General features: G+C 71.4%; 18 protein-coding genes and 1 pseudogene. 14 read left to right on the plus strand and 5 right to left on the minus strand.

From position 1 onward, the window contains the following. The first annotated feature begins 7 nt into the window (after positions 1–7). The 5 genes and pseudogenes from P3T37_RS30565 to P3T37_RS30585 all read left to right on the plus strand — a co-directional run bounded on the left by P3T37_RS30565 (position 8) and on the right by P3T37_RS30585 (position 4,396). Complete coding sequence (locus P3T37_RS30565; RefSeq protein ID WP_280727145.1) at positions 8–1,210, plus strand: cytochrome P450; 1,203 nt, start codon at positions 8–10, stop codon at positions 1,208–1,210. A gap of 187 nt (positions 1,211–1,397) precedes the next feature. Beyond that, complete coding sequence (locus P3T37_RS30570; protein ID WP_280727146.1) at positions 1,398–2,150, plus strand: DUF6879 family protein; 753 nt, start codon at positions 1,398–1,400, stop codon at positions 2,148–2,150. Beyond that, a complete protein-coding gene (locus P3T37_RS30575; RefSeq protein ID WP_280727147.1) occupies positions 2,147–2,989 on the plus strand; it encodes a helix-turn-helix transcriptional regulator in 843 nt (280 codons plus the stop codon). Before P3T37_RS30570 ends, P3T37_RS30575 begins: the two co-directional genes overlap by 4 nt. A 477-nt stretch (positions 2,990–3,466) precedes the next feature. Beyond that, positions 3,467–3,625: pseudogene (locus P3T37_RS30580) on the plus strand (rRNA adenine N-6-methyltransferase family protein); the annotation flags it as partial. Positions 3,626–3,727: 102 nt separating this feature from the next. Further along, a complete protein-coding gene (locus tag P3T37_RS30585; protein ID WP_280727214.1) occupies positions 3,728–4,396 on the plus strand; it encodes a class I SAM-dependent methyltransferase in 669 nt (222 codons plus the stop codon). Positions 4,397–4,433: 37 nt separating this feature from the next. Here the strand turns inward: P3T37_RS30585 and P3T37_RS30590 are convergent, their stop codons facing one another. Then, on the minus strand, positions 4,434–4,922 hold the full coding sequence (locus P3T37_RS30590) for a glutathione peroxidase (protein ID WP_280727148.1): 489 nt from the start codon (positions 4,920–4,922) through the stop codon (positions 4,434–4,436). A gap of 60 nt (positions 4,923–4,982) precedes the next feature. Further along, positions 4,983–5,924, minus strand: a complete 942-nt coding sequence (locus P3T37_RS30595) for a hydroxyacid dehydrogenase (RefSeq protein WP_280727149.1) — start codon at positions 5,922–5,924, stop codon at positions 4,983–4,985. 368 nt (positions 5,925–6,292) lie between these two features. On the opposite strand from P3T37_RS30595, the gene P3T37_RS30600 reads away from it, so the two are divergent. From P3T37_RS30600 to P3T37_RS30630, 7 genes are all read left to right on the plus strand, one after another. Continuing rightward, a complete protein-coding gene (locus P3T37_RS30600) occupies positions 6,293–7,534 on the plus strand; it encodes a neprosin family prolyl endopeptidase (protein ID WP_280727150.1) in 1,242 nt (413 codons plus the stop codon). A gap of 21 nt (positions 7,535–7,555) precedes the next feature. Beyond that, positions 7,556–7,978 (plus strand): DUF5753 domain-containing protein, encoded by a 423-nt coding sequence (locus P3T37_RS30605; protein ID WP_280727215.1) that lies wholly within the window; start codon positions 7,556–7,558, stop codon positions 7,976–7,978. Beyond that, the gene (locus P3T37_RS30610) at positions 7,975–8,193 is read left to right on the plus strand and encodes a DUF397 domain-containing protein (RefSeq protein ID WP_280727151.1); all 219 of its coding nucleotides are present in this window, start codon (positions 7,975–7,977) and stop codon (positions 8,191–8,193) included. The genes P3T37_RS30605 and P3T37_RS30610 overlap by 4 nt, the downstream gene beginning before the upstream one ends. A gap of 219 nt (positions 8,194–8,412) precedes the next feature. Continuing rightward, entirely contained in the window at positions 8,413–10,344 is a 1,932-nt protein-coding gene (locus P3T37_RS30615; RefSeq protein WP_280727152.1) for a ricin-type beta-trefoil lectin domain protein, read from the plus strand. Between the two features lie 138 nt (positions 10,345–10,482). Further along, on the plus strand, positions 10,483–11,958 hold the full coding sequence (locus P3T37_RS30620; RefSeq protein WP_280727153.1) for a DUF2252 domain-containing protein: 1,476 nt from the start codon (positions 10,483–10,485) through the stop codon (positions 11,956–11,958). Positions 11,959–12,055: 97 nt separating this feature from the next. Then, complete coding sequence (locus P3T37_RS30625) at positions 12,056–12,532, plus strand: hypothetical protein (RefSeq protein WP_280727154.1); 477 nt, start codon at positions 12,056–12,058, stop codon at positions 12,530–12,532. Positions 12,533–12,727: 195 nt separating this feature from the next. Beyond that, positions 12,728–14,203 (plus strand): hypothetical protein, encoded by a 1,476-nt coding sequence (locus tag P3T37_RS30630; protein WP_280727155.1) that lies wholly within the window; start codon positions 12,728–12,730, stop codon positions 14,201–14,203. Between the two features lie 100 nt (positions 14,204–14,303). Here the strand turns inward: P3T37_RS30630 and P3T37_RS30635 are convergent, their stop codons facing one another. Further along, positions 14,304–16,349, minus strand: a complete 2,046-nt coding sequence (locus P3T37_RS30635) for a transglycosylase domain-containing protein (RefSeq protein WP_280727156.1) — start codon at positions 16,347–16,349, stop codon at positions 14,304–14,306. A 148-nt stretch (positions 16,350–16,497) separates the two neighbouring features. Further along, positions 16,498–16,689 (minus strand): hypothetical protein, encoded by a 192-nt coding sequence (locus P3T37_RS30640; protein ID WP_280727157.1) that lies wholly within the window; start codon positions 16,687–16,689, stop codon positions 16,498–16,500. Positions 16,690–16,837: 148 nt separating this feature from the next. Here P3T37_RS30640 and P3T37_RS30645 point away from each other — a divergent pair, with 148 nt between their 5' ends. Continuing rightward, positions 16,838–17,188 carry a hypothetical protein gene (locus P3T37_RS30645; RefSeq protein ID WP_280727158.1) on the plus strand — a complete coding sequence of 117 codons (351 nt, stop codon included), beginning with the start codon at positions 16,838–16,840 and terminating at the stop codon, positions 17,186–17,188. Between the two features lie 4 nt (positions 17,189–17,192). On the opposite strand, the gene P3T37_RS30650 is transcribed toward P3T37_RS30645, so the two are convergent. Then, positions 17,193–19,292: a prolyl oligopeptidase family serine peptidase gene (locus tag P3T37_RS30650; RefSeq protein ID WP_280727159.1), complete on the minus strand. Its 2,100-nt coding sequence runs from the start codon at positions 19,290–19,292 to the stop codon at positions 17,193–17,195. Positions 19,293–19,528: 236 nt separating this feature from the next. Here P3T37_RS30650 and P3T37_RS30655 point away from each other — a divergent pair, with 236 nt between their 5' ends. Next, positions 19,529–19,810, plus strand: coding sequence for a hypothetical protein (locus P3T37_RS30655; protein ID WP_280727160.1), 282 nt, complete (start codon positions 19,529–19,531; stop codon positions 19,808–19,810). Positions 19,811–19,825 lie beyond the last annotated feature (15 nt).

Here is a 19,825-nt window from a genome sequence, read left to right on the forward strand (position 1 = left end):
GGTCGGCATGCGGACCACCACCCCTGAGCAGCCGTCAGCGCCCACCCCGGCCGATCTGATCGCCGACCCCCACGGCAGCTACGCGCGGTTGCGCGAGGCCGGCCCGGTGCACTCGATCACCGGCCCCGACGGCCTGCCGATCTGGCTGGTCACCCGGTACGCCGACGTCCGCCAGGCGCTCGCCGACCCCCGGCTCTCGCTGGACAAGCGCCACGCGAAGCCCGGCAACTACCGTGGTCTGGCGCTGCCGCCCGCGCTGGACGCCAACCTGCTGAACATGGACCCGCCGGACCACACCCGGATCCGCCGGCTGGTCTCGCAGGCGTTCACGCCCCGCCGGATCGAGCAGCTGCGCGAGCCCGTCCAGCGGATCGCCGACGAGCTGCTGGACGCCGTCGCCCCGCTCGGCGCCACCGACCTGATCACCGCCTACGCCGCGCCGCTGCCGATCGCCGTCATCTGCGACCTGCTCGGCGTGGCCCCGCAGGACCGCCGGGACTTCCGCTCCTGGACCGACGCCCTGATCGCGCCGGACCCGGCCAGGCCCGAGGCGGCCCGCGCCGCGGTCGGTGCGATGATCGGGTTCTTCACCGGGCTGATCGCCCGCAAGCGCACCGAGCCCGGCGACGACGTGCTCTCCGCCCTGATCGCGGTCCGCGACCAGGAGGACCGGCTCAGCGAGGACGAACTCACCTCGCTCGCCTTCCTGATCCTCTTCGCCGGCTACGAGAACACCGTCCACCTGATCGGCAACGCCGTCCTCGCGCTGCTCCAACACCCCGACCAGCTCGCCGCACTGCGCGCCGACCCGGCCCTGCTGGGCCCCGCCGTCGAGGAGTTCGCCCGCTACGACGGCCCGGCGCCACTGGCGATCCGCCGCTTCCCGCTGGAGGACCTGGTGATCGGCGGCGTCACCGTGCCGGCCGGCGAGACCGTCCTGCTCTCGCTCGCCGCCGCCAACCGCGACCCCGGCCACTTCGCCGACCCGGACCGCCTCGACCTCGCCCGCCGCGAGAACGGCCACCTGGCCCTGGGCCTGGGCATCCACTACTGCCTGGGCGCCCCACTGGCCCGCCTGGAGACCGAGATCGCCCTGGCCACCCTGCTACGCCGCTTCCCCACCCTGACCCTGGACACCCCACCCGACACCCTGCACCACCGCCCCTCCCTGCGCGCCCGCGGCCTGCTCGCCCTCCCGGTCCGCTTCTGACCCGGCCGCCGCTCACCCCGGGGCAGCGTGAGATCTCACGCTGCCCCGCGGCCCGGCTGGGCTCAGCCACCGGATTTCTGGAATAGGACTCCAGAGTGTCTCAGGAGAATATTTGAGAATCGGGGCTCGCTTTGCGGCGCTTCCACGGCATCCTGATTCAGCCTGTCCGACGGTGAGGGGAGCGGCCGTGAGCCGACGACTGCGGTACATCGGAAGCAACTCGGGAAACAACGGATGCCCGACGCTCTACGAAGACGTGGAGACCGGGGAAGTGCTGGTGCAGGGGGAGGCAGTGACCGCCCCCGACGAAGTGGCCCAACTCCGCAATATCAAGCCCGGCGAAGGGTTCGTGATCGTGCCGCGCGTGCTGCTCGCCGACTTCTCGCCGCGCGACGTGGACCGGGAGCCGGTCCTGATCGGCTTCGATGAGTTCGACGGCATGTTTGAGAGCTTCCAGCACACGGCCTTCCGGCTGGAAACCCGTCGCCGGTACCACTCCGACGAGCAGACGGAGACCTACCGCCGGTTCGCCGCCGGGCAGGCAGCCGGATGGGACTTGGAAGATCCCTGGTGCCGTTCGCGCCGCGAGCAGGTGGCCAGGGGCAAGCGGTTCGAGCGGGTGAGGATCATGGACAACCCGCCCACCCCGGGGCAGCGGTATCTGCTTGACAATGCCGAGCGAAACAGCGCCGTCGGCGAGGACATTCGGTACCTCTGGCGTGCTGACGCCGACCGCCTGAGCCTTCCGAACGAGGACGCCTGGCTGTCCGACTCACGCGTGATCGCACTACTGCACTTTGACCCTGACGACGATCTGACCGGTGTGGAGCTCATCACCGACCCGGTGCAGGTGGCCCGTGCCTGCCAGGTACGGGACGCTGCTTGGCACTTCGCCACACCGCACCAGGCATTCAGCACTGAGGTACCGTCCGGCATGTGAGCACCGACTTCCAACAGGCCCGAATCGCCTTCGGTCTGCGGCTTCGTGAGCTGCGCACCGAGGGCGGTCTCACGGGTCGGCAACTGGCCGGCCGTCTGGGCTGGACACAGTCCAAGGTCAGCAAGCTGGAGACTGGTCGGCAGACGGCCACCCACGACGACCTTGAAGCGTGGGCGGAGGGCGTCGGACAGCCGCATGTAGCCCCGGAGTTGGCGGCCAGGCTACGGGTGTTCGAGTCGCACTCCCGTTCTTGGCGACGGCAGCTCGCCGCTGGGCACAGACCGGTGCAGGACACGCTGACGGTCGAGTACGAGCGTTCTGGCGTCATGCGTGCCTGGGAAGGCTCCATGATCGTCGGCATGCTCCAGACGGCCGACTACGCCCGGCACGTGTTCAGCGCGTACGTCGACCTTCACCAGTCGCCGCGTGATGTCGAGGATGCCGTACGGGCCCGTATCCGACGGCAGGAAAGCCTGTACCAGCCGGGCAAGCGGTACCACGTCATCATGTGGGAAGCCGCCCTGCGGGCTCTGGTCTGCCCACCGGCCGTGCTGGCTGCGCAGCTTGACCGGCTCAGCGGCGTGATCGGGCTGGACACCGTGTCCCTGGGCATCGTTCCGTTCGATGGTTTGCTCAAGTTGCCTCCTGCTAACGGGTTTTGGATCTATGACGAACGGCTTGTCATCGTTGAGGACTGGCACGCCGAGCTGTGGCTGGACCAGGCGGACAACGTGGCGCTGTACCTGCGCGCTTGGGAGACGCTAGCCAGCGCAGCCGTCTACGGCCCAGGTGCCCACCGGGTCATCACGCGGTGCCGCAGGGCCCTCGGAACTACCTGAGAATCCCCACGAACCTCCGCTGCTGGCTCTGGAATATTCGAGAATCACGCACTCGTCGGCGATTCTCCTGCGCTTAGCGTGTTGGCCGATGACTTCGATCGGCGTGGGAGTTGAGCGATGACCACCAGTTCACGGCAGTCGGGCGGCGGGCACTCGGGGTCGCCCGACACCACCCCGCACGACGGGCACCGGGACGCCCCGCCCACCAACCTGCCCAAGCCCGGGAAGTAGGCGGCTGCGATGACGTGGGACGAACTCGCCGACAGGCTCCGGGAGTCCGGGGCTCTGTCGGCCGACTGGGAAGAGACCTTCCGGGCCCTCCCAAGGGACCGCTTCACCCCGGCCCGGATCCACCACGGGGGCGAGTGGATCGACTTCGAGACGAGCCCGGCCCGGTGGTCGGAACTGGCCGCCTCGGACCTGCCGTTGGCCACTCAGCTGTACGAGGGGACCGAGACCCCGTCCTCGTCCAGCTCCATGCCCACGGTGGTGGCGACGATGCTCCGCCACCTGGACGTGGCCGACGGCATGCGCGTCCTGGACGTGGGCACCGGTACGGGATGGACGGCGGGCCTGCTGTCCCACCGGCTCGGCCCTGACAACGTCGTCACTATCGAGGTGGACCCCAAGCTCCGTGCGACAACAAGGTCCCCGACAGCCACTGATCGGGCGCCAGGGTGCCTCTGCCCCCTGGGGGCAGAGGCACCACCTCTCCAACTCTCGCCCAAGGGAAGTCCGTTGCCTGCACAGCACAACATCGAATCGGAGCGCGAGCTCTGGGACACGTACGCTTCCGGTATCAAGGACAACGTATTCGACGCCGGGCCAGTATTCCGCTGGACCCAGTACGCCGACCACGGGCCCGGCCCGGAACTGCTCGGGGCACCGACCAGCGCACTGGAGATCGGATGCGGTACCGGCCGCGCGATGGCCACACTGGCGGAGCAGGGCGTAAAGGTCACGGGCGTAGACCTGTCACCTGTCATGGTTGACAAGGTCGCTGAGCGTTGGGGGCCGTCCGGCGTACAGATCCACTGCGCCGAGGTGCTGGACTACCTCAGCGGCACTGACGAGACATGGGACGCGATCTACTCGATGTTCGGGGCCGTCTGGTTCACGGACCCGCTGAAACTGTTCCCCCTGATCGCTGCTCGGCTGAACCCCGGTGGCGTCCTGGTCTTCTCGCAACCCCCCGCCATCCCTGGTGCCTACGGCCCACAGGGCATGTACAAGGGCGGTTTCGCCGGGAGGGCGCTCTACACCTACCGCTACTCGTACACGCCCCGCAGGTGGGCAAGTCTGCTCCTGCGGAGCGGATTCGAGTCGGCGGAAGCTGGTGTTCTCGACGCCCCGACTGAAGGGCACATCGGAACTCTGATCGTTGCGGCCAGGACTTCGACGGCCTGATGCTCGTCCCCGTACCGCCCCGCCCAGCGCTCCGCCGTCAGGCCGGCAGGAGTGCCTCGATGGCGGCGACGAGTTCCGGGGCCTCCGGCTCGGTGCGCGGACGGATCCGGGCGGCCACCGTGCCCTCGGGGGTGATCAGGAACTTCTCGAAGTTCCAGGTCACGTCGCCGGCCTCGCCCGTCTCGTCGGCGGCCTTGGTCAGCTCGGTGTAGAGCGGGTGCCGGCCCTCGCCGTTCACCTCCAGCTTCTCGAACATCGGGAAGGTGACGCCGTAGCTGGTGGAGCAGAAGGTCTGGATCTCCTCGGCGCTGCCCGGCTCCTGGCCGCCGAACTGGTTGCACGGGAAGCCCAGCACGGTGAAACCGCGCTCGGCGTACCGCTCCTGCAGTCGCTCCAGGCCCGCGTACTGCGGCGTCAGGCCGCACTTGGAGGCCACGTTGACGAGCAGCAGCGCGCGGCCCTTGTAGTCGCCCAGCGAGGCCTTCTCGCCGGCCAGGGTGTGCAGCGGGATGTCGTACAGGCTCATGGTGCGGGTCCCCTTCGAACGATGTGGCTTGCACCTGCCACGGTAGCCCCCGGCTCGCGCTCAGTTCACCGCGCCGGGGACGTCCTGGCCGGTCAGCGCGAACCGGACGGCGCGTACGGCCTCCTGGCCCGCCCGCTCCTGCGCCTCGGGGGTGCCGGCCCCGATGTGCGGGGTGGCGATCACCGAGTCGATGCCCAGCAGGGGGGAGGACTCCGGCGGCTCCACCTCGAAGACGTCCAGAGCGGCGCCCGCCAGGCGGTTCTCCTTGAGCGCCTGGGCGAGTGCGAACTCGTCGACGATGCCGCCGCGCGCGGTGTTCAGCAGTCGCAACGACGACTTGGCCAGGGCGAGTTCGGCCTCGCCGACGATCCCGCGGGTCTGCGCCGTCAGCGGGAGGTGGATGGTCAGGAAGTCGCTCTCGCGCATCAGCTCCGCCAGCTCCACCGGCAGCACGCCGACCTGCGCCATCGCGTCCGCCGGGACGAACGGGTCGTGCGCGACGATCCGCATGTCGAGCGCCTGCAGCCGGGTCGCGACCAGGCGGCCGACCTTGCCGAACCCGAGGATGCCGGCCGTCTTGCCGGCCAGCTCGACACCCTGGAACGCCGCGCGCTTCCACTGCCCGGCGTGCACCGAGGCCGAGGCCGCCGGAATGGTGCGGGCCATCGAGATCATCAGGCCCACGGTGAGCTCCGCCACGCTCACCACGTTCGACTGCGGTGCGTTGGCGACCCGTACCCCGGCCCGGGTGGCCGCGGTGATGTCGACGTTGTCCAGGCCGACGCCCGCACGGGCGACGACGCGCAGCAGGGGCGCGGCGTCCAGGACCTCCTGGTCGACCTTGGTCGCGCTGCGGATCAGCAGGGCGGCGGCGGTGGGGACCGCGGCCAGCAGCGCCACCCGGTCGGCGCCCTCGCAGTGCCGCAGGTCGAAGTCCGGTTCGAGGTCTGCGAGGACGTGGGCGGGGAGCGGGTCTGCGACGAGGACGATGGGCTTGGGCACGAACGGTCCTTCCAGCGGGGCGGGTTTCGGTTCGGATCTGCTGACGGTGATGGTCCAGTGGTGCCCTATACGACGTCCAGCAGCCGCTCGATGCATACGACCCATGGCCCTCGAACCAGCCCCGTCGGCCCCGACCAGCACGCCGCCGCCCGGCCTGGGCGACCTGCGGCAGCCAGGGCACGACCAGAGGCCTCCGACGGGAAATCATGGAGGTTCGGAGTTACGTTTGTGGGCGAACGGAAGTCCGCGCGCAGCAGAAGAGGCAGACTTTCCGTGCTTCCGGCGCCGGCATCGGAGATCTCGGCTCCCCTGCCGCGCCATGGTTTCATGCATGCACCCGGCAGCAGTGATCCGATGGAGGATCAACCATGGCAATCAGCGATGAATTTGGTTTTCCGACCTTCGCCAAGTTCATGGACGCCGTCAACGCGGCCCGGTACGACGAATTCTCGCGCAGGTTATCTGCGACGACCGTCGGCGCGGAGGAATTCGCTGCCATGACGCAGTACATCAGGGACCTCTATGCGGGGATCGAGGTCGCCCACAGCTTCGTCGACGACAATGGACAGGTATTCGACTGCATCCCCATTGCGAGCCAGCCCGCGCTCAGGGGCGTCTCCGAGGGCCCTGCCGCCCCACCTGATGCGCCACCCGGCGCCGAATCCGGAGGCGACAGCGTCGGCGAGCTGATCCAGCCCCAGTTGCGGTCCGACCGGCTGGACAAGTTCGGCCACCCGATGTCCTGCCCGCCGGGCACGATAGCCATGCGCCGAATCACGCTCGAAGAACTGGCCAGACACGGCTCGCTCCGGAACTTCTTCCAGAAGTCCCCTGGGGGAGGACGCCACCCGCGGCTGAGCCCTCTTGACTCGGCCGCGAGCGTCCACAAGTACGCGCACGCCCATCAGACGGTCAACAATCTCGGTGGCAGCAGCTTCGTCAACGTGTGGGCTCCCAAGGTCGGGTCCCAGGTGTTCTCGCTCACTCAGCAGTGGTTCGCCGGAGGGTCACCGGAGCAGACCGTCGAGTGCGGCGCCCAGGTCTACCCGGCGAAGTACGGAACCATCCAACCGGTCCTCTTCATCTACTGGACGGCCGACGGCTACAAGAACACCGGCTGCTACAACCTGGAGTGCTCCGCATTCGTTCAGACAAGTTCCGCCTGGGCCATCGGTGGAACCCTGAGCCCGGTCAGCATCCCGCACGGGGCGCAGCGAGAGATCGAGGTGACCTGGTACCTCAACTCGGGGAAGTGGTGGCTCTATCTCGACGGCACCAACTTGAGCAACGCAGTGGGGTACTACCCGACCTCGCTGTTCCGTGGCGGCCAGCTCGCCAGTAGTGCGCTGGACATCGACTTCGGCGGTGAGGTCGACGATGTCACGGCGTGGCCACCGATGGGAAGCGGCGAATTCGCGAAAGAGGGCTTGCAGATTGCCGCCTATCAGCGCAATGTCGGCTACTTCCCCACCGGTGGGGGCTACCAACTGGCATCGCTCACCGCTTCCCAGCCGTCGCCGAACTGCTTCACCACGGCGCTCGGCAAGGGGCCCATGCCATGGAACGTGTACTTCTTCTTCGGCGGTCCGGGCGGCACAGCCTGCACCTGAGCATGCGCTCCGCCGGAGGAGATCGGGCAGTTCGTCTCCGTGCGGCAGGCTCGCCAGCAGCGCCTCGTCTCGGAGGAGCCGCTCACCGTTTGGGCTGTCCTGGCTGAGGCCGCGCTGCGTCAGGAGGTTGGTGGCGCGGCGGTGATGCGGAACCAGCTCGGTCATCTGGAGCAGATGACCGAGCTGTCGAACGTGACGGTCCAGGGCATACCGTTTCGTGCGGGTGCTCACGCAAGCACGGCCGGACCGTACGTGATTCTGAGCTTTCCGTCGGCGAGTGCGCTGGATGTCGTGCTCCTGGACAATCCGTCCGGCTCGCGCTGGTTTGAGGGATCGCAGGACGTGCAGACCTACCACGGGCTCTGGAACGACGCGCGCACCAAGGCGTTGTCGCCTGTGGAGTCACGGAACCTGATTGCATTGATCAAGGAGTGCGGACCATGAGTGACACGCCCATCGCTGCCGCTTGGCGGAAGTCCACCTACAGCGGTGGCGGCGGTGACCAGGAGTGCATCGAGGTCGCCGACGGCTTCCCCGGCCTCATGCCCGTTCGCGACTCCAAGGATCCGGCCGGTCCCGCGCTGGTCTTCCCCGCCGCCGCCTGGCGGGCGTTCGTCGACGGCGTGCGTGCCGGGGAGTTCTCGCTCCACGACTGCTGACCGTTCCCCAACTCAGGGCGAGTGGGGTCCGTTTCTCTTGACGGGTCCCGCTCGCCCTGTCATGTTCCCTCCCATGGGCGTGGAATCGTCACCGACCGTCTGCCTCCCGGATCTCTCACGTCCTCCTCCTGACGGCACCATGTCCCGGGCTCCGGTGGCACATTGCACCGAGTCGCATGGCACCACCTCCCTCAGCTGCGCCGTCGAGAGGTCTCACCCATGTCCCACTCCAGCTCAAGGCGCCGGCGCTCGCGCGTGCCCGCGCTCGCCGCCGTGCTCTCCTGTCTGATCGCCCTGCTCACCGGTCTGACGGCTGCCCAGGCTGCGCCGGCGGGGGCGCTGGCCGCCGCCAGCGGGCCGATCACCGGGCTCGCGGGCAAGTGCCTGGACGACTCCGGTGCCGGTACCGCCGACGGCAACCAGATCGTCCTGTGGCCGTGCTCCGGCGCCGCGAACCAGACCTGGACGCTGCCCGGCGACGGCACCGTCCGCACCCTGGGCAAGTGCCTCGACGCCACCGCCGCCGGTACCTCCGCCGGCACCTACGCGGACCTGTACACCTGTGACGGCCAGGCCCGCCAGCAGTGGGCCGGTGCGAACGGCACCCTGGTCAACCCGGTGTCGGGCCTGTGCCTGGACGTCTTCGGCGGCGGCTCGGCCAACGGGACCAGGATCGACCTGTGGACCTGCGGCAACGCCCAGCCCAACCAGCTCTGGACCGTGCCCGCCCCCAGCGGCGCCACCAGCGGCAACCTGATCGTCGACCCGGGCGCCGAGTCGGCCGCCATCTGCTCGCCCAACGGCCTGGACGGCATGACGGTCCCCGGCTGGACGGTCACCAGCGGCGAGCCGAACGTCGTCTGCTACGGCGCGGCGGGCGGCTACCCCACCGCGAGCACCCCCGGCTCGCCGACCCGCGGCACCGGCTTCTTCGCGGGCGGCGCGACCGGCAACTCCGGGCTCTCGCAGACCGCTGACGTGTCCTCGGCCGCCACGGCCATCGACACCGGCGGGGTCGGCTACAACCTCTCCGGCTGGCTCGGCGGCTACGGCTCGCAGAACGACCGGGTCGGCCTGACCGCGACCTTCCAGAGCGCCTCCGGTGCCGCCCTGGGCACGGCCCAGATCGCCCCGGTGACCAACACCGACCGCGGCAGCACCACCGAGTTCCTCCAGCGCACCGCGACCGGCAAGCTGCCGGCCGGCACCCGGTCGATCAGGGTGGACCTGGCCTTCACCTGGACGGCCGGATCCACCACCGACGGCTACGCCGACGACCTCGCGCTCACCCTGTCGACCCCGATCGCGGCTCCGGCGCTGACCGTTCCGGCCTCCTCCGTGCCCGGCTACGACCACGTGTTCCTGGTCTACATGGAGAACCAGAACTACGAGAACATCATCGGCAACACCGCCCAGGCCCCGTACCTCAACAGCCTGCTCCCCAGCGCCACTTCGCTCACCCAGTCGTACGCGACCACGCACCCCAGCGACCCCAACTACGTCGCCCTGGCGGCCGGCGGCCTGTACGGGCTGACCGGCAACAGCGTCTCCACCACCACCATCAACGCCCCGCACCTGGGCAACTCGGTGGAGAACGCGGGGAAGACCTGGAAGGAGTACCTGCAGACCGCCAACGGCAACTGCGACACCACGAGCCACGGCTACTACGCCCCCGACGACGCGCCGTTCTACTACTTCGCGGACATGAAGAACAACCCGGCGTACTGCCAGGCCCACATGCAGCCGCTCACCCAGATGGCCACCGACCTGCAGTCCACCGCGACCACGCCCAACTTCGCCTGGTTCGCCGCCGACGACTGCTACGACATGGAGGCCTGCGGCATCACCTCCGGTGACACCTGGCTGCAGCAGACCCTGCCGACCATCCTCAACTCGCCCGCCTGGACCACCCAGCGCTCGCTGCTGGTGATCACCTGGGACGAGGCGGCCGTGAAGTCCTTCGGCCCCGGGTACCCCAACCAGGTCCCGACTCTCCTTCTCGGCTCGCAGAACAGCGTCAAGCCCGGCTACCAGAGCAGCGGCCGGGTCAACCAGTACGGCCTGCTGCGCACCGTCGACGACGCGCTCGGCCTGGCCCCGCTGACCAACAACGACAAGTACGCCGCCCCGGTCAACGACGCCTGGAAGTAAGCCGGCCATCCGCCGGGTGCGGCGGACGGGTCCACCGTCCGCCGCACCCGCGAGGCGGTGGGCCGAGCGGGCTCGCAGAATGGCAGTCCCGGCCGCCCCCGCCGATCCCGGGGGCCCGCCGCCCAGGAAGGCCCGCGCATGCCCAGGAACGTGCCCAGGAAAGCCGCTGCCGCCGCCGTACGCCGCCGCGCCGAAGAGCCGCAGCCGCCCCGCCACCACCCGGAGGTCGTGCGGCGGACCCCGGCGGAGCGGGTGGCGCTCGGCCGGGCGGCCCGGTCCCGGGCACCGCGCAGCAGCCACGCCGAGTACGAGCCCGCGGCCGACCGGCCCGACCCGGTGGCGGTGATCGAGCGCCAGTCGGCGGCCCGGCTGCCCGAGCTGGTCCCGATCCGCTACGGGCGGATGACGGAGTCGCCGTTCCGCTTCTACCGCGGCGCCGCCGCGATCATGGCGGGCGACCTCGCCGCGACACCCGACTCGGGCATCACCGCCCAGCTCTGCGGCGACGCCCATCTGCTCAACTTCCGTCTGCTGGCCTCCCCGGAGCGCCGGCTGATGTTCGACATCAACGACTTCGACGAGACGCTGCCCGGCCCGTGGGAGTGGGACGTCAAGCGGCTCGCCGCCAGCCTGGTGATCGCCGGCCGGGAGAACGGCTTCACCGCCCGGCAGCGCTCCGCGATCGTCCGGGCCACCGTCCGGGCCTACCGCGAGCGGATGCGCGGCTACGCCGGCCTGCGCAACCTGGAGGTCTGGTACGACAGCATCGACATCGGGCTGCTCCAGGCGCAGGCCGCCCGGCTGCTGGACAAGCGCGGGCAGCGCAAGTTGGCCTCGGGGGTCTCCAAGGCCCGCTCCCGGGACAACCTGCAGGCGTTCTCCAAGCTCACCCGCGAGGTCGACGGTGAGCACCGGATCGCCGCCGCGCCGCCGCTGATCGTCCCGATCGGCGACCTGCTCCCGGACGTCGAGCGCGGGGCGCTGATGGCCGAGCTCGGCGACCTGCTCGACCGGTACGGCCGGACCCTCGCCTCGGACCGCCGCTGCCTGCTGGAGAGCTTCCGGCTGGTCGACATGGCCCGCAAGGTGGTCGGGGTCGGCAGCGTCGGCACCCGCTGCTGGATCGCCCTGCTGCTCGGCCGGGACGGCCGCGACCCGCTGATCCTGCAGGTCAAGGAGGCGGACGAGTCGGTGCTGGCGGCGCACACCGGCCCCAGCGAGTACGGCAACCAGGGCGAGCGGGTAGTCGGCGGTCAGCGGCTGATGCAGGCCGCCAGCGACATCTTCCTCGGCTGGGAGCGGGCCGACGGCGTCGACGGCCGCACCCGCGACTTCTACGTCCGCCAACTGCGCGACTGGAAGGGCATCGCCGAGCCCGCGGAGATGGTCCCGCGCGGCATGCAGGCCTTCGGCGAGCTCTGCGGGGTCACGCTGGCCCGCGCGCACGCCAGGTCGGGCGACCGGATCGCGATCGCCGCCTACCTCGGCGGCGGCGACACCTTCGACCAGGCGCTGGCCCGCTTCGCCGAGCGGTACGCCGACCAGAACGAGCGCGACCACGCCTCCCTGCTGGACGCCGTCGCAACCGGCCGGGTCAGCGCGCAGTCGGCCTGAGGCAGCACGCAGAAAGTCGCGCTTTGCTCTCTCCGCCCCTGCCTGGAAGGATTCCTGACGGCTCGTCATGCCGGGAGCCGAGGGGCGGGAGTGGCAGATGGGTCGATTCGAGCCGCAGGGCGGCGAGCACGGTGGCGAGCACAGCGGCGGCCGGCAGGTGACGCGGCAGGAGGTGGAGGCGTTCACCGCGCACCTGTGCGCACTGCTCGGCACCGACCGGAGCAGGACCGCGGCCCGCGAACTGGCCGACTGGCTCGGCAGCACCGGCCTCCCGGGCACCCTGCTGCTGGCCTGCCACACCGCCACGGCCGTCGCAGCGGCAACGGTCGCCCGGTCCGTCCCGATGGCCGAACTGGGCGGTGCCATGCCGATCGCCGACGCGCCGCTGCTGCTGCTCCTGGACGGCGCCGCGGACGCCGAGTCCCTCGTCCAGGCGGCACTGCGAGCGCGCGACGCGAAGCCGTCGCCGGACGACCTGGCGTTCCTCCAGGACACCGAGCGGGCCGTGTTCAGCCTGCTCTACCTGCTGCAGTGCCTGGCCGCGGTGCGCGCGGCCGTCGGGGAGACACCCTGACGAGTCCCTCCGGTGGCCCAGCGGTGCGTGTCACGGGGCGGGCGGCACGGCCGGGGGCGGCACAGTTACCCGCGGGGCGGCCGGTGCGTGCAAGGGTCGAACGCTCACCCGTATTCTGACCTACCGCAAGCACCTCGTTCCACCCTGCCGCAGTCTTCCCCGCCACGAACCGGACGTCCCATGACAGTGCTTCATGTGCAGAACGCTGATGTACCGCCCCAGGACCGCTCGACCGGTCCCGCTCCCGACCACGGACCGGACGTCCGTGAGGACCTGCTCAGGTTCGCCGAGTTGGGCGGATTCACCCTCGCCGCCGACACCCACGCCTGGTACGCCGCAATCGACACGGTCACCGGCCCCGAGGAGGCCCGGGCCGCGTCGACCGTCCTCGCCGAGGTGCGCGGCGGCGGCCTGAGCGGTGCGCAGGACGCCGCGACCCGGCTCGTCGCCGGGTCGGACCTGCGCGAACCGGCCACCCTCACCGAGGCGAACGCCCTGATCGGCCTCGGACGCCGACTCCAGGACACCGCCGTGACGCTCGGCTCCGGCGCGTACGTGGAGGACCTCGACGCCCTGGCGGCGGCGACCGCGAGCAGCGCCTGGCGCAAGGAGCGCGGGCTGAAGCTCTCCTGGGGACGCCGCCGCAAGCTGCGCTCCCAGGCCCGCCTCCTGGCCGTCGCGGACCGCCCGCGCCGCGACGCGCTGCACGCGGCGCTGGTCGCGGCCGCGGCCGAGCGCACCGACTGGGCGGCACTGGCCATGTCCGGCGCGGCCTCGGTCGTCCGGCCGCTCGACGGCACGCAGCTGGAGGCCACCGCGCAGTCGGTCGAGGCGCTGGCCGGCGCGCTGCGCGAACTCGGCCGCCTGCTGCCCGACCACGACCTGACGGCGCTGCCGTTCGCGGACCTCGCGGACCTGGTGGACCGGCTGGCCGCGGACGAGGGGACGCTCTACCGGCTCTCCGAACTCCGCACCCTGCGCGCGAGCCTGGAGGCCGCCGGCCTGGCCGACCTGCTCGCCGACCTCACCACCGCCCACGCCGACCGCACCGCGACGGAGGCGGCCTACCGCCGCCACACGGGCGAGGCCGAGGCGGCGGAGCCGGCGGAGGAGGTTGTCGCTGCGGTCGAGGCCGAGGCTGCGGTCGAGCCCGAGGTTGAGGCTGCGGTCGAGGCCGAGGCCGAGATCGAGGTTGAGGCTGAGGCCGGCACCGAGGCGGAGACCGCGTGGCAGGCCCTGGCCGCCGGCCCGCGCGAGGCACTCGACAACGAGCCGACGCCGGAGCCGGAGCCCGCGCCCGAGCTCGAGCCCGTCGCCGTGGTTGAGCCCGAGCCCGAGCCCGAGCCCGTCGCGGAGCCCGAGCCCGAGCCCGTCGCCGTCGCCGTAGTCGAGCCTGCCCCCGAGGCGGCGGCCCCCGCCCCCGAGGCCCCCGCCCCCGCCCCCGCCAAGCGTTCGCGTCGTCCGCGCAAGCCCGACCTCACCCCGGGCCGTCCGGTCACCGCCTACACGCCCGCCGAACTCCTCGCCCTGGTCCGCTGGATCGACGGCGACGCCGTCGAGCGCACCGACGACGAGCTGCTCCGCGCCGCGATGAAGGAGCTCGGCTTCGCCCGCATGGGCCCGAGGATCAAGGACGCCCTCGGCGCGGCCGTCACCGAGGCCCGCCTGTAGAGCAGCAACCGCACAACCCAGCAGACGCCGGGGCCCGGACCCGAGGAGAGCATCCTCAGGTCCGGGCCCCGGCGTCTCAAGGCTCCACTCCGGCGGCCGGCTACGGCAGCGGCACCGAGGTCAGCGGGCTCGGCGGGGTGCCCTTGAGCAGGCCACTGATCGCGTCACGCCAGATCGGGCCGGCGAGGGTCCCGCCGAAGGCCTGGTCGACGCGCTGGCCGCCGATCCGCTGGCCGTCCAGCGAGCTCGTCCCGTCGGTGTTGCCGACCACCGTGGCGCCGGCGGCCTCGGGCGTGTAGCCGATGAACCAGACCTGGTTGCCGTTGTTGGTGGTACCGGTCTTGCCGGCGCTGTCGCGGTCGGTCAGGCCGGCCGTGCTGCCGGTGCCGTCCTGGACCACGCCCATCAGCATGGTGGTGATCTCGTCCGCGGTGGTCGTCGACATCGCCTGGGTGCAGCCGGCCTGCGGGACGGCGATCGGCTTGCCGTCCGAGGTGGTCACCGAGTCGATCGCGGTCGGCGCGCAGTAGGTGCCGTGCGCCGCGAAGGTGGCGTAGACGTTGGCCATCTCCAGCGGGGTCAGGTCGTTGCTGCCGAGGGTCATCGACTGCACGACCGACAGCGGCTCGCCGCCCGCCTGCTGGGTGATGCCGAGCTTGTTGGTCATCTGCGCGACGTTGCACAGTCCGGCGTCCGCCTCCAGCGAGGCGAAGTAGGTGTTCACCGACTGCGCCATCGCCGGGGCCATGCTGAACGGGCCGACCAGCGAGGTCGAGTCGTTGTGCACGGTGTCGGTCGAGGTGACCTTCTGGCCGGAGCAGCTCCGCATGGCCGGCCACGGCATGCTGTACGGCGAGGGGTACGTCTGGGACGGCGTGATGCCGTTCTCCAGCGCCGCCGCCGCCACGATCGGCTTGAACGTCGAGCCGGTCGGGAAGCCGAGGCCGCCGCCCATCGACTTGCCGACGTTCAGGTTGATCTGGGTCTGGTTGGCGTTGACCCCGTACGGCCGGCTCTGGCCCATCGCGAGGATCTTGCCGGTGCCCGGCTGCACCACGCTCATCGCGGTGGCGGCCTTGTCGCTCGCGTAGACGTGCTTGGTCACCGAGGTCTGGAGCGCGGCCTGCGCCTTGGGGTCGAGCGTGGTGTGGATCTGCAGGCCGCCGCGCGACCACAGCGCCTGGCGCTCGGCGGTGCTGGCGCCGAAGGCGGGGTCGCTGGTCACCACGTTCTTCACGTAGTCGCAGAAGAAGCCCTCGCCCTGCTGCGCGGTGATGCAGCCCTGCTGCGGGCGGCTGACGTTGAGCGTGACGGGGGTGGCGATCGCCTGGTCGGCCTGGGCCTGGGTGACGGTCCCGTACTGGGCCATCTTCTTCAGCACGGTGTCGCGCCGCTCCTTGGCGGCCTTCGGGTTGGCGATCGGGTCGTAGCCGCTCGGCGACTGCACCAGGCCGGCCAGCAGGGCGGCCTGCGGCAGCGAGAGGTCCTTGGCGTGGACGCTGAAGTAGCGCTCGGAGGCCGCCTCGACCCCGTAGGCCTGCTCGCCCATGAACGTGATGTTCAGGTAGTTCGTGATGATCTGGTCCTTGGTGAGCGTCTGCTCGACCTGGATCGCGTACTTCATTTCCTTGATCTTGCGGCCGACCGTCTGGGCCTGGGCCGCGAGCACCGCCGCCTGGTCGTCGCCGGCCTGGTCGACGAAGACGTTCTTCACGTACTGCTGGGTCAGCGTCGAGGCGCCCTGGGTGCCGCTGCCGGAGGCGTTGTTGCCGATCGCCCGCGCGATGCCCTTGGGGTCGATCGCGCCGTGCTGGTAGAAGCGGTTGTCCTCGATGTCCACCAGGGCGGACTTCATGATCGGCGCTATCTGGTCGCTCGGCACGACGGTGCGGTCGCGGTCGTAGACCGTGGCGATCACGCCGCCGTCGGCGTCGTAGATGGTCGAGGCCTGCGAGAGCGGCGGGGCGGTGAAGTCGTCCGGCAGGCTGTTGAAGTCCTCGACGGCGCCCTTCGCGCCCAGACCTATGCCGGCCACAGCGGGCAGTGCGAGGCCCGCGGTGAGCACGCCGGCGACCGTGGTGATGCTGATGAACAGCGCGGTCAGCCTGGTCTTGTGTACGAAGGATCCGGTGTTCGACGTAGGCATGCCTTAGACCATAAGCATGCAAGATGAGTAAATCGGACCAATCGCCGCCCTTCTTCTGTCACAGAAGTGCGACAAAGTGCGTCCACGTACCGATCGGGCATGCCGATGCCCGCGCGGAGCCCCCTCGCGCGGGTGACCGGGTCGCCGGTTACGGCAGCACGCGCTCGACGGCCACGGCGCCGTCCCGCTCCAGCGCCTTGCGGGCCTTCTCCACGCGTTCCGGGGTGACGTCCCGGCCGGAGGCCATCACGAGGTCCTCGGGGTCGATCGGGTGCTCCGACCCGGTGTGCAGCAGACGGTCGGGGGTGGGCAACGACTCACTGTCGACGGACTCGCTCATGGGATGCCTCCATTGTCGTGGGGCTGCCGGCCGGACGGCCCTGCTCCCACGAGTGTGGAGCCGAAGGGGTGGCCCGCGCACCTGGAGGGTTCCCCGGATTGGCCGTCCGGGAGCGCCCCGGACGGCCCTACGTGCTTAACCTGCGGTCATGACCAGCCACGATGTGACGTCCCGGGTCGGGGCGCGTTCCCGGGAGCAGGTTGAGAGCGCGCTCGCGCGCCTGGAGTACATCGGCGACCCCCCGTTCGAGCCGTCGCGCTTCCAACGGGGTTCGCTGGACGGCTACCTGTGGGCGCTGGGCCGCAGCTCGCTCGCGCCGGTGACCGACAGCCTGGCCACCGGGCCCGAGGGCCCCTGCCCGGCGCAGCTCGGCGCCGAGCAGCAGGCGGCCCAGGTCCGCCGGCAGGACGAGGCCGCGGACCTGGCCGACCGCGACTACGCCCGCGGCGTCCACGACGCGCTCGCCTGGGTCTCCGGCCGCAGCGACGTCCAGCCCTGAACCGTCAGACCGAGGGGAGCGAGCGCCGGAGGAAGTCCAGCTGGTGTTCGAGCATGCGCTCGACGTCCGCGCCGGACGGGCCCGCGTGGCTCACCCCGCTGAGTGGCAGCACCTCGTGGGGTCGGCCCGCCGCCAGCAGGGCGGTGGAGAGGCGCAGCGTGTGCGCGGGGAAGACGTTGTCGTCCGCGAAGCCGTGCATCAGCAGCAGCGGCCTGGTCAGCAGCGGCGCCGCCGCCACCAGCGAGTCGCGCTCGTAGCGCTCGGGGTACTGGTCGGGGTGGCCCAGGTAGCGTTCGCGCCAGTGGGTGTCGTACATGAGCGGCTCGGTGGCCGGGGCGCCGGCGACGGCGGCGTGGAAGACGTCGGGGCGGTGCAGGACGGCGGTGATCGCCAGCGAGGCGCCGAAGGACCAGCCGCGGACGGCGACCCGGGCGAGGTCGAGCTCGGGGTGGCGCTCGGCGGTCGCGTGCAGCGCGGCCACCTGGTCGTCCAGCACCGGGCGCAGGATGTCGCCGTGGATCTCGCGCTCCCAGCGCGGCCCGCGCCCGGGGGTGCCGGCGCCGTCCGTCACCAGGACCGCGAAGCCCTGCTCGGCGAACCACTGCGAGACGTGGCCCCAGGAACCCTGCTCGGCGGTGACCTTCTGCCCGCCGGGCCCGCCGTACGGGTCGAGCAGGACGGGCAGCGGGGCGTCGCCGGCTCGGTGCCAGGACGGCAGGAAGAGCATCGAGCGCAGCTCGCGCGGGCCGGCGCTGAACCGGGTGACCCGCAGGTCGAGCACGGGCCGCTCGGCGTGCGAGAGCGGCTGGACGGCGGGGCGCCCCGGGCGCAGCACGTCGACCCGGCGGCCGGGCCGGTCCGGCGTGCGCGCCACGTGCACCAGCGTGCCCGCGCGCCGCACTCCGGTGTGCATGCCCGGCTCGGTGCTCAGAGCGCGCACGCCCTCCTCGGGGTGGTAGCTCCACAGGTGGGATTCGGTCTGCTCCTCGGAGGCGGTGAAGAGCACGCCCTGGTCGTCGACACCGAGCACCGCGCGCAGCTGGAGGCCGGGCGGGGTGACCGGGACGCCGTCGACGGTCAGCCGGCGGGTGTCCTCGCGGTCGGCGCTGCCGAGCAGCGCGCCGGCGGCGGTGCGGGCGGGCAGGCCGGGCACCAGCTTGACCCAGTGCTCGTCGCGGGCCTCGCTCAGCTGCGCGGTCGAGCCGTCGGCCGGGTCGACGGCCAGTACCCGGACGGTGCGCTGGTCGCGGCTCTGCACGGCGGCGAACGGGCCGTGGGCGTCCCAGCCGGCCGCGGTCAGGTACTCGAAGGCCGAGGGGTCCCAGGCCACCGGCGTCCGCGCGCCGTCCAGGTCGGCGATCCAGAGCGAGACGTCGGCGTTGGCGCCGCCGGCGGCCGGGTAGCGCATGGCGCGCGGCGGCCGGGCCGGGTTGGCCGGGTCCGCGATGTACCAGAGCGTGACGGGGGACTCGTCGACCCGGGCGACCAGCAGGCGGCTGCCGTCCGGCGCCCACCAGTAGCCGCGGTGGCGGTCCATCGACTCGCCCGCGACGTGCTCGGGCAGTCCGAAGGCGACGTGCGGGCCGTCCGGGGCGGCGACCGCGCGGTCGCCCGTGCCGTCCGCCTCGATCACCCGCAGGGCGCCGGCGCTGACGTAGGCGATCCGGCTGCCGGTGGGGTCGGGGCGCGGATCGAGCACCGGGCTCTCGGCGGGCAGCCGGCGGGCCGCGCCGGTGGCGGTGTCGACGCTCCAGAGGTTGCCGGAGAGTGCGAAGACCGCCAGGCGGGCCGCCGCGTCGGTGGCGTACCCGACGATGCCGCTGGAGCGCTCCCGGCTGCGTTCGCGCCGGGTCCGCTCCTCATCGGAGAGCTGTTCCGCACCGCCGCTGAGCAGTTCCGCGGGGTCGACCAGCAGCCGTTCGGCCTCGGCGCCGGGGGCGGCGTCCAGGTCCAGCGCCCACAGGCAGCTCAGCGGATCGTCGCCGGCCCGGCTGCGCAGGAAGAGCACGGTGGCGCCGTCCGGCGCGATCGTGAAGTGGTCGGGTGCACCGAGAGTGAAGCGGCGGGTGCGGGCCAGCTGCTGGGGCAGGGTGATCGTCGACATGCCTGACACCCTGTCATCTGGCTGTTCGCGGTTCGTCGGCGGGTTCGATCATCGCGCGGGGGCGCGAGGCTCGGAGTATGAAAAGGTGACCGGAAGGGTGGCAATCTGGCGGTCCGGGGTGCGGGCGGGCCGCGGCAGGGCCAGGCTGAGCGCATGGGCGGAGTCGAGCGGGCGCACAGGGTGACCGGTCCCGGGTCCGCCCGAGACCCTGGAGACCTCCCCCTGGAGCTGACCCGATGACCTCAGATCTGACGTCCCACCAGCTCACCGCCGCCCGGCCGCCGATCCCGATCGACTACCACCCGATCGAGGGCCCGGCCCAGCGGCTGCTGGTCAGTGGCGAGCAGCTGCACGCCAACGCCTGCCTGCACTGCGGCAGCGACCAGCAGCAGCTGCTCACCGCCGGACACGCCTACACCCACGCGGGCGGCCTGGCCTGGGTGGTGGTGGCCTGCGCCGCGCACCTGGCCCGCAGCCATGAGCACTCCCCGTCCGAGGCGCCGCCGCCCTCGGTCTGAGCACCCGCCCGGCCG

This window comes from Kitasatospora sp. MAA4, from assembly GCF_029893355.1.
Taxonomy (GTDB): Bacteria; Actinomycetota; Actinomycetes; order Streptomycetales; family Streptomycetaceae; genus Kitasatospora.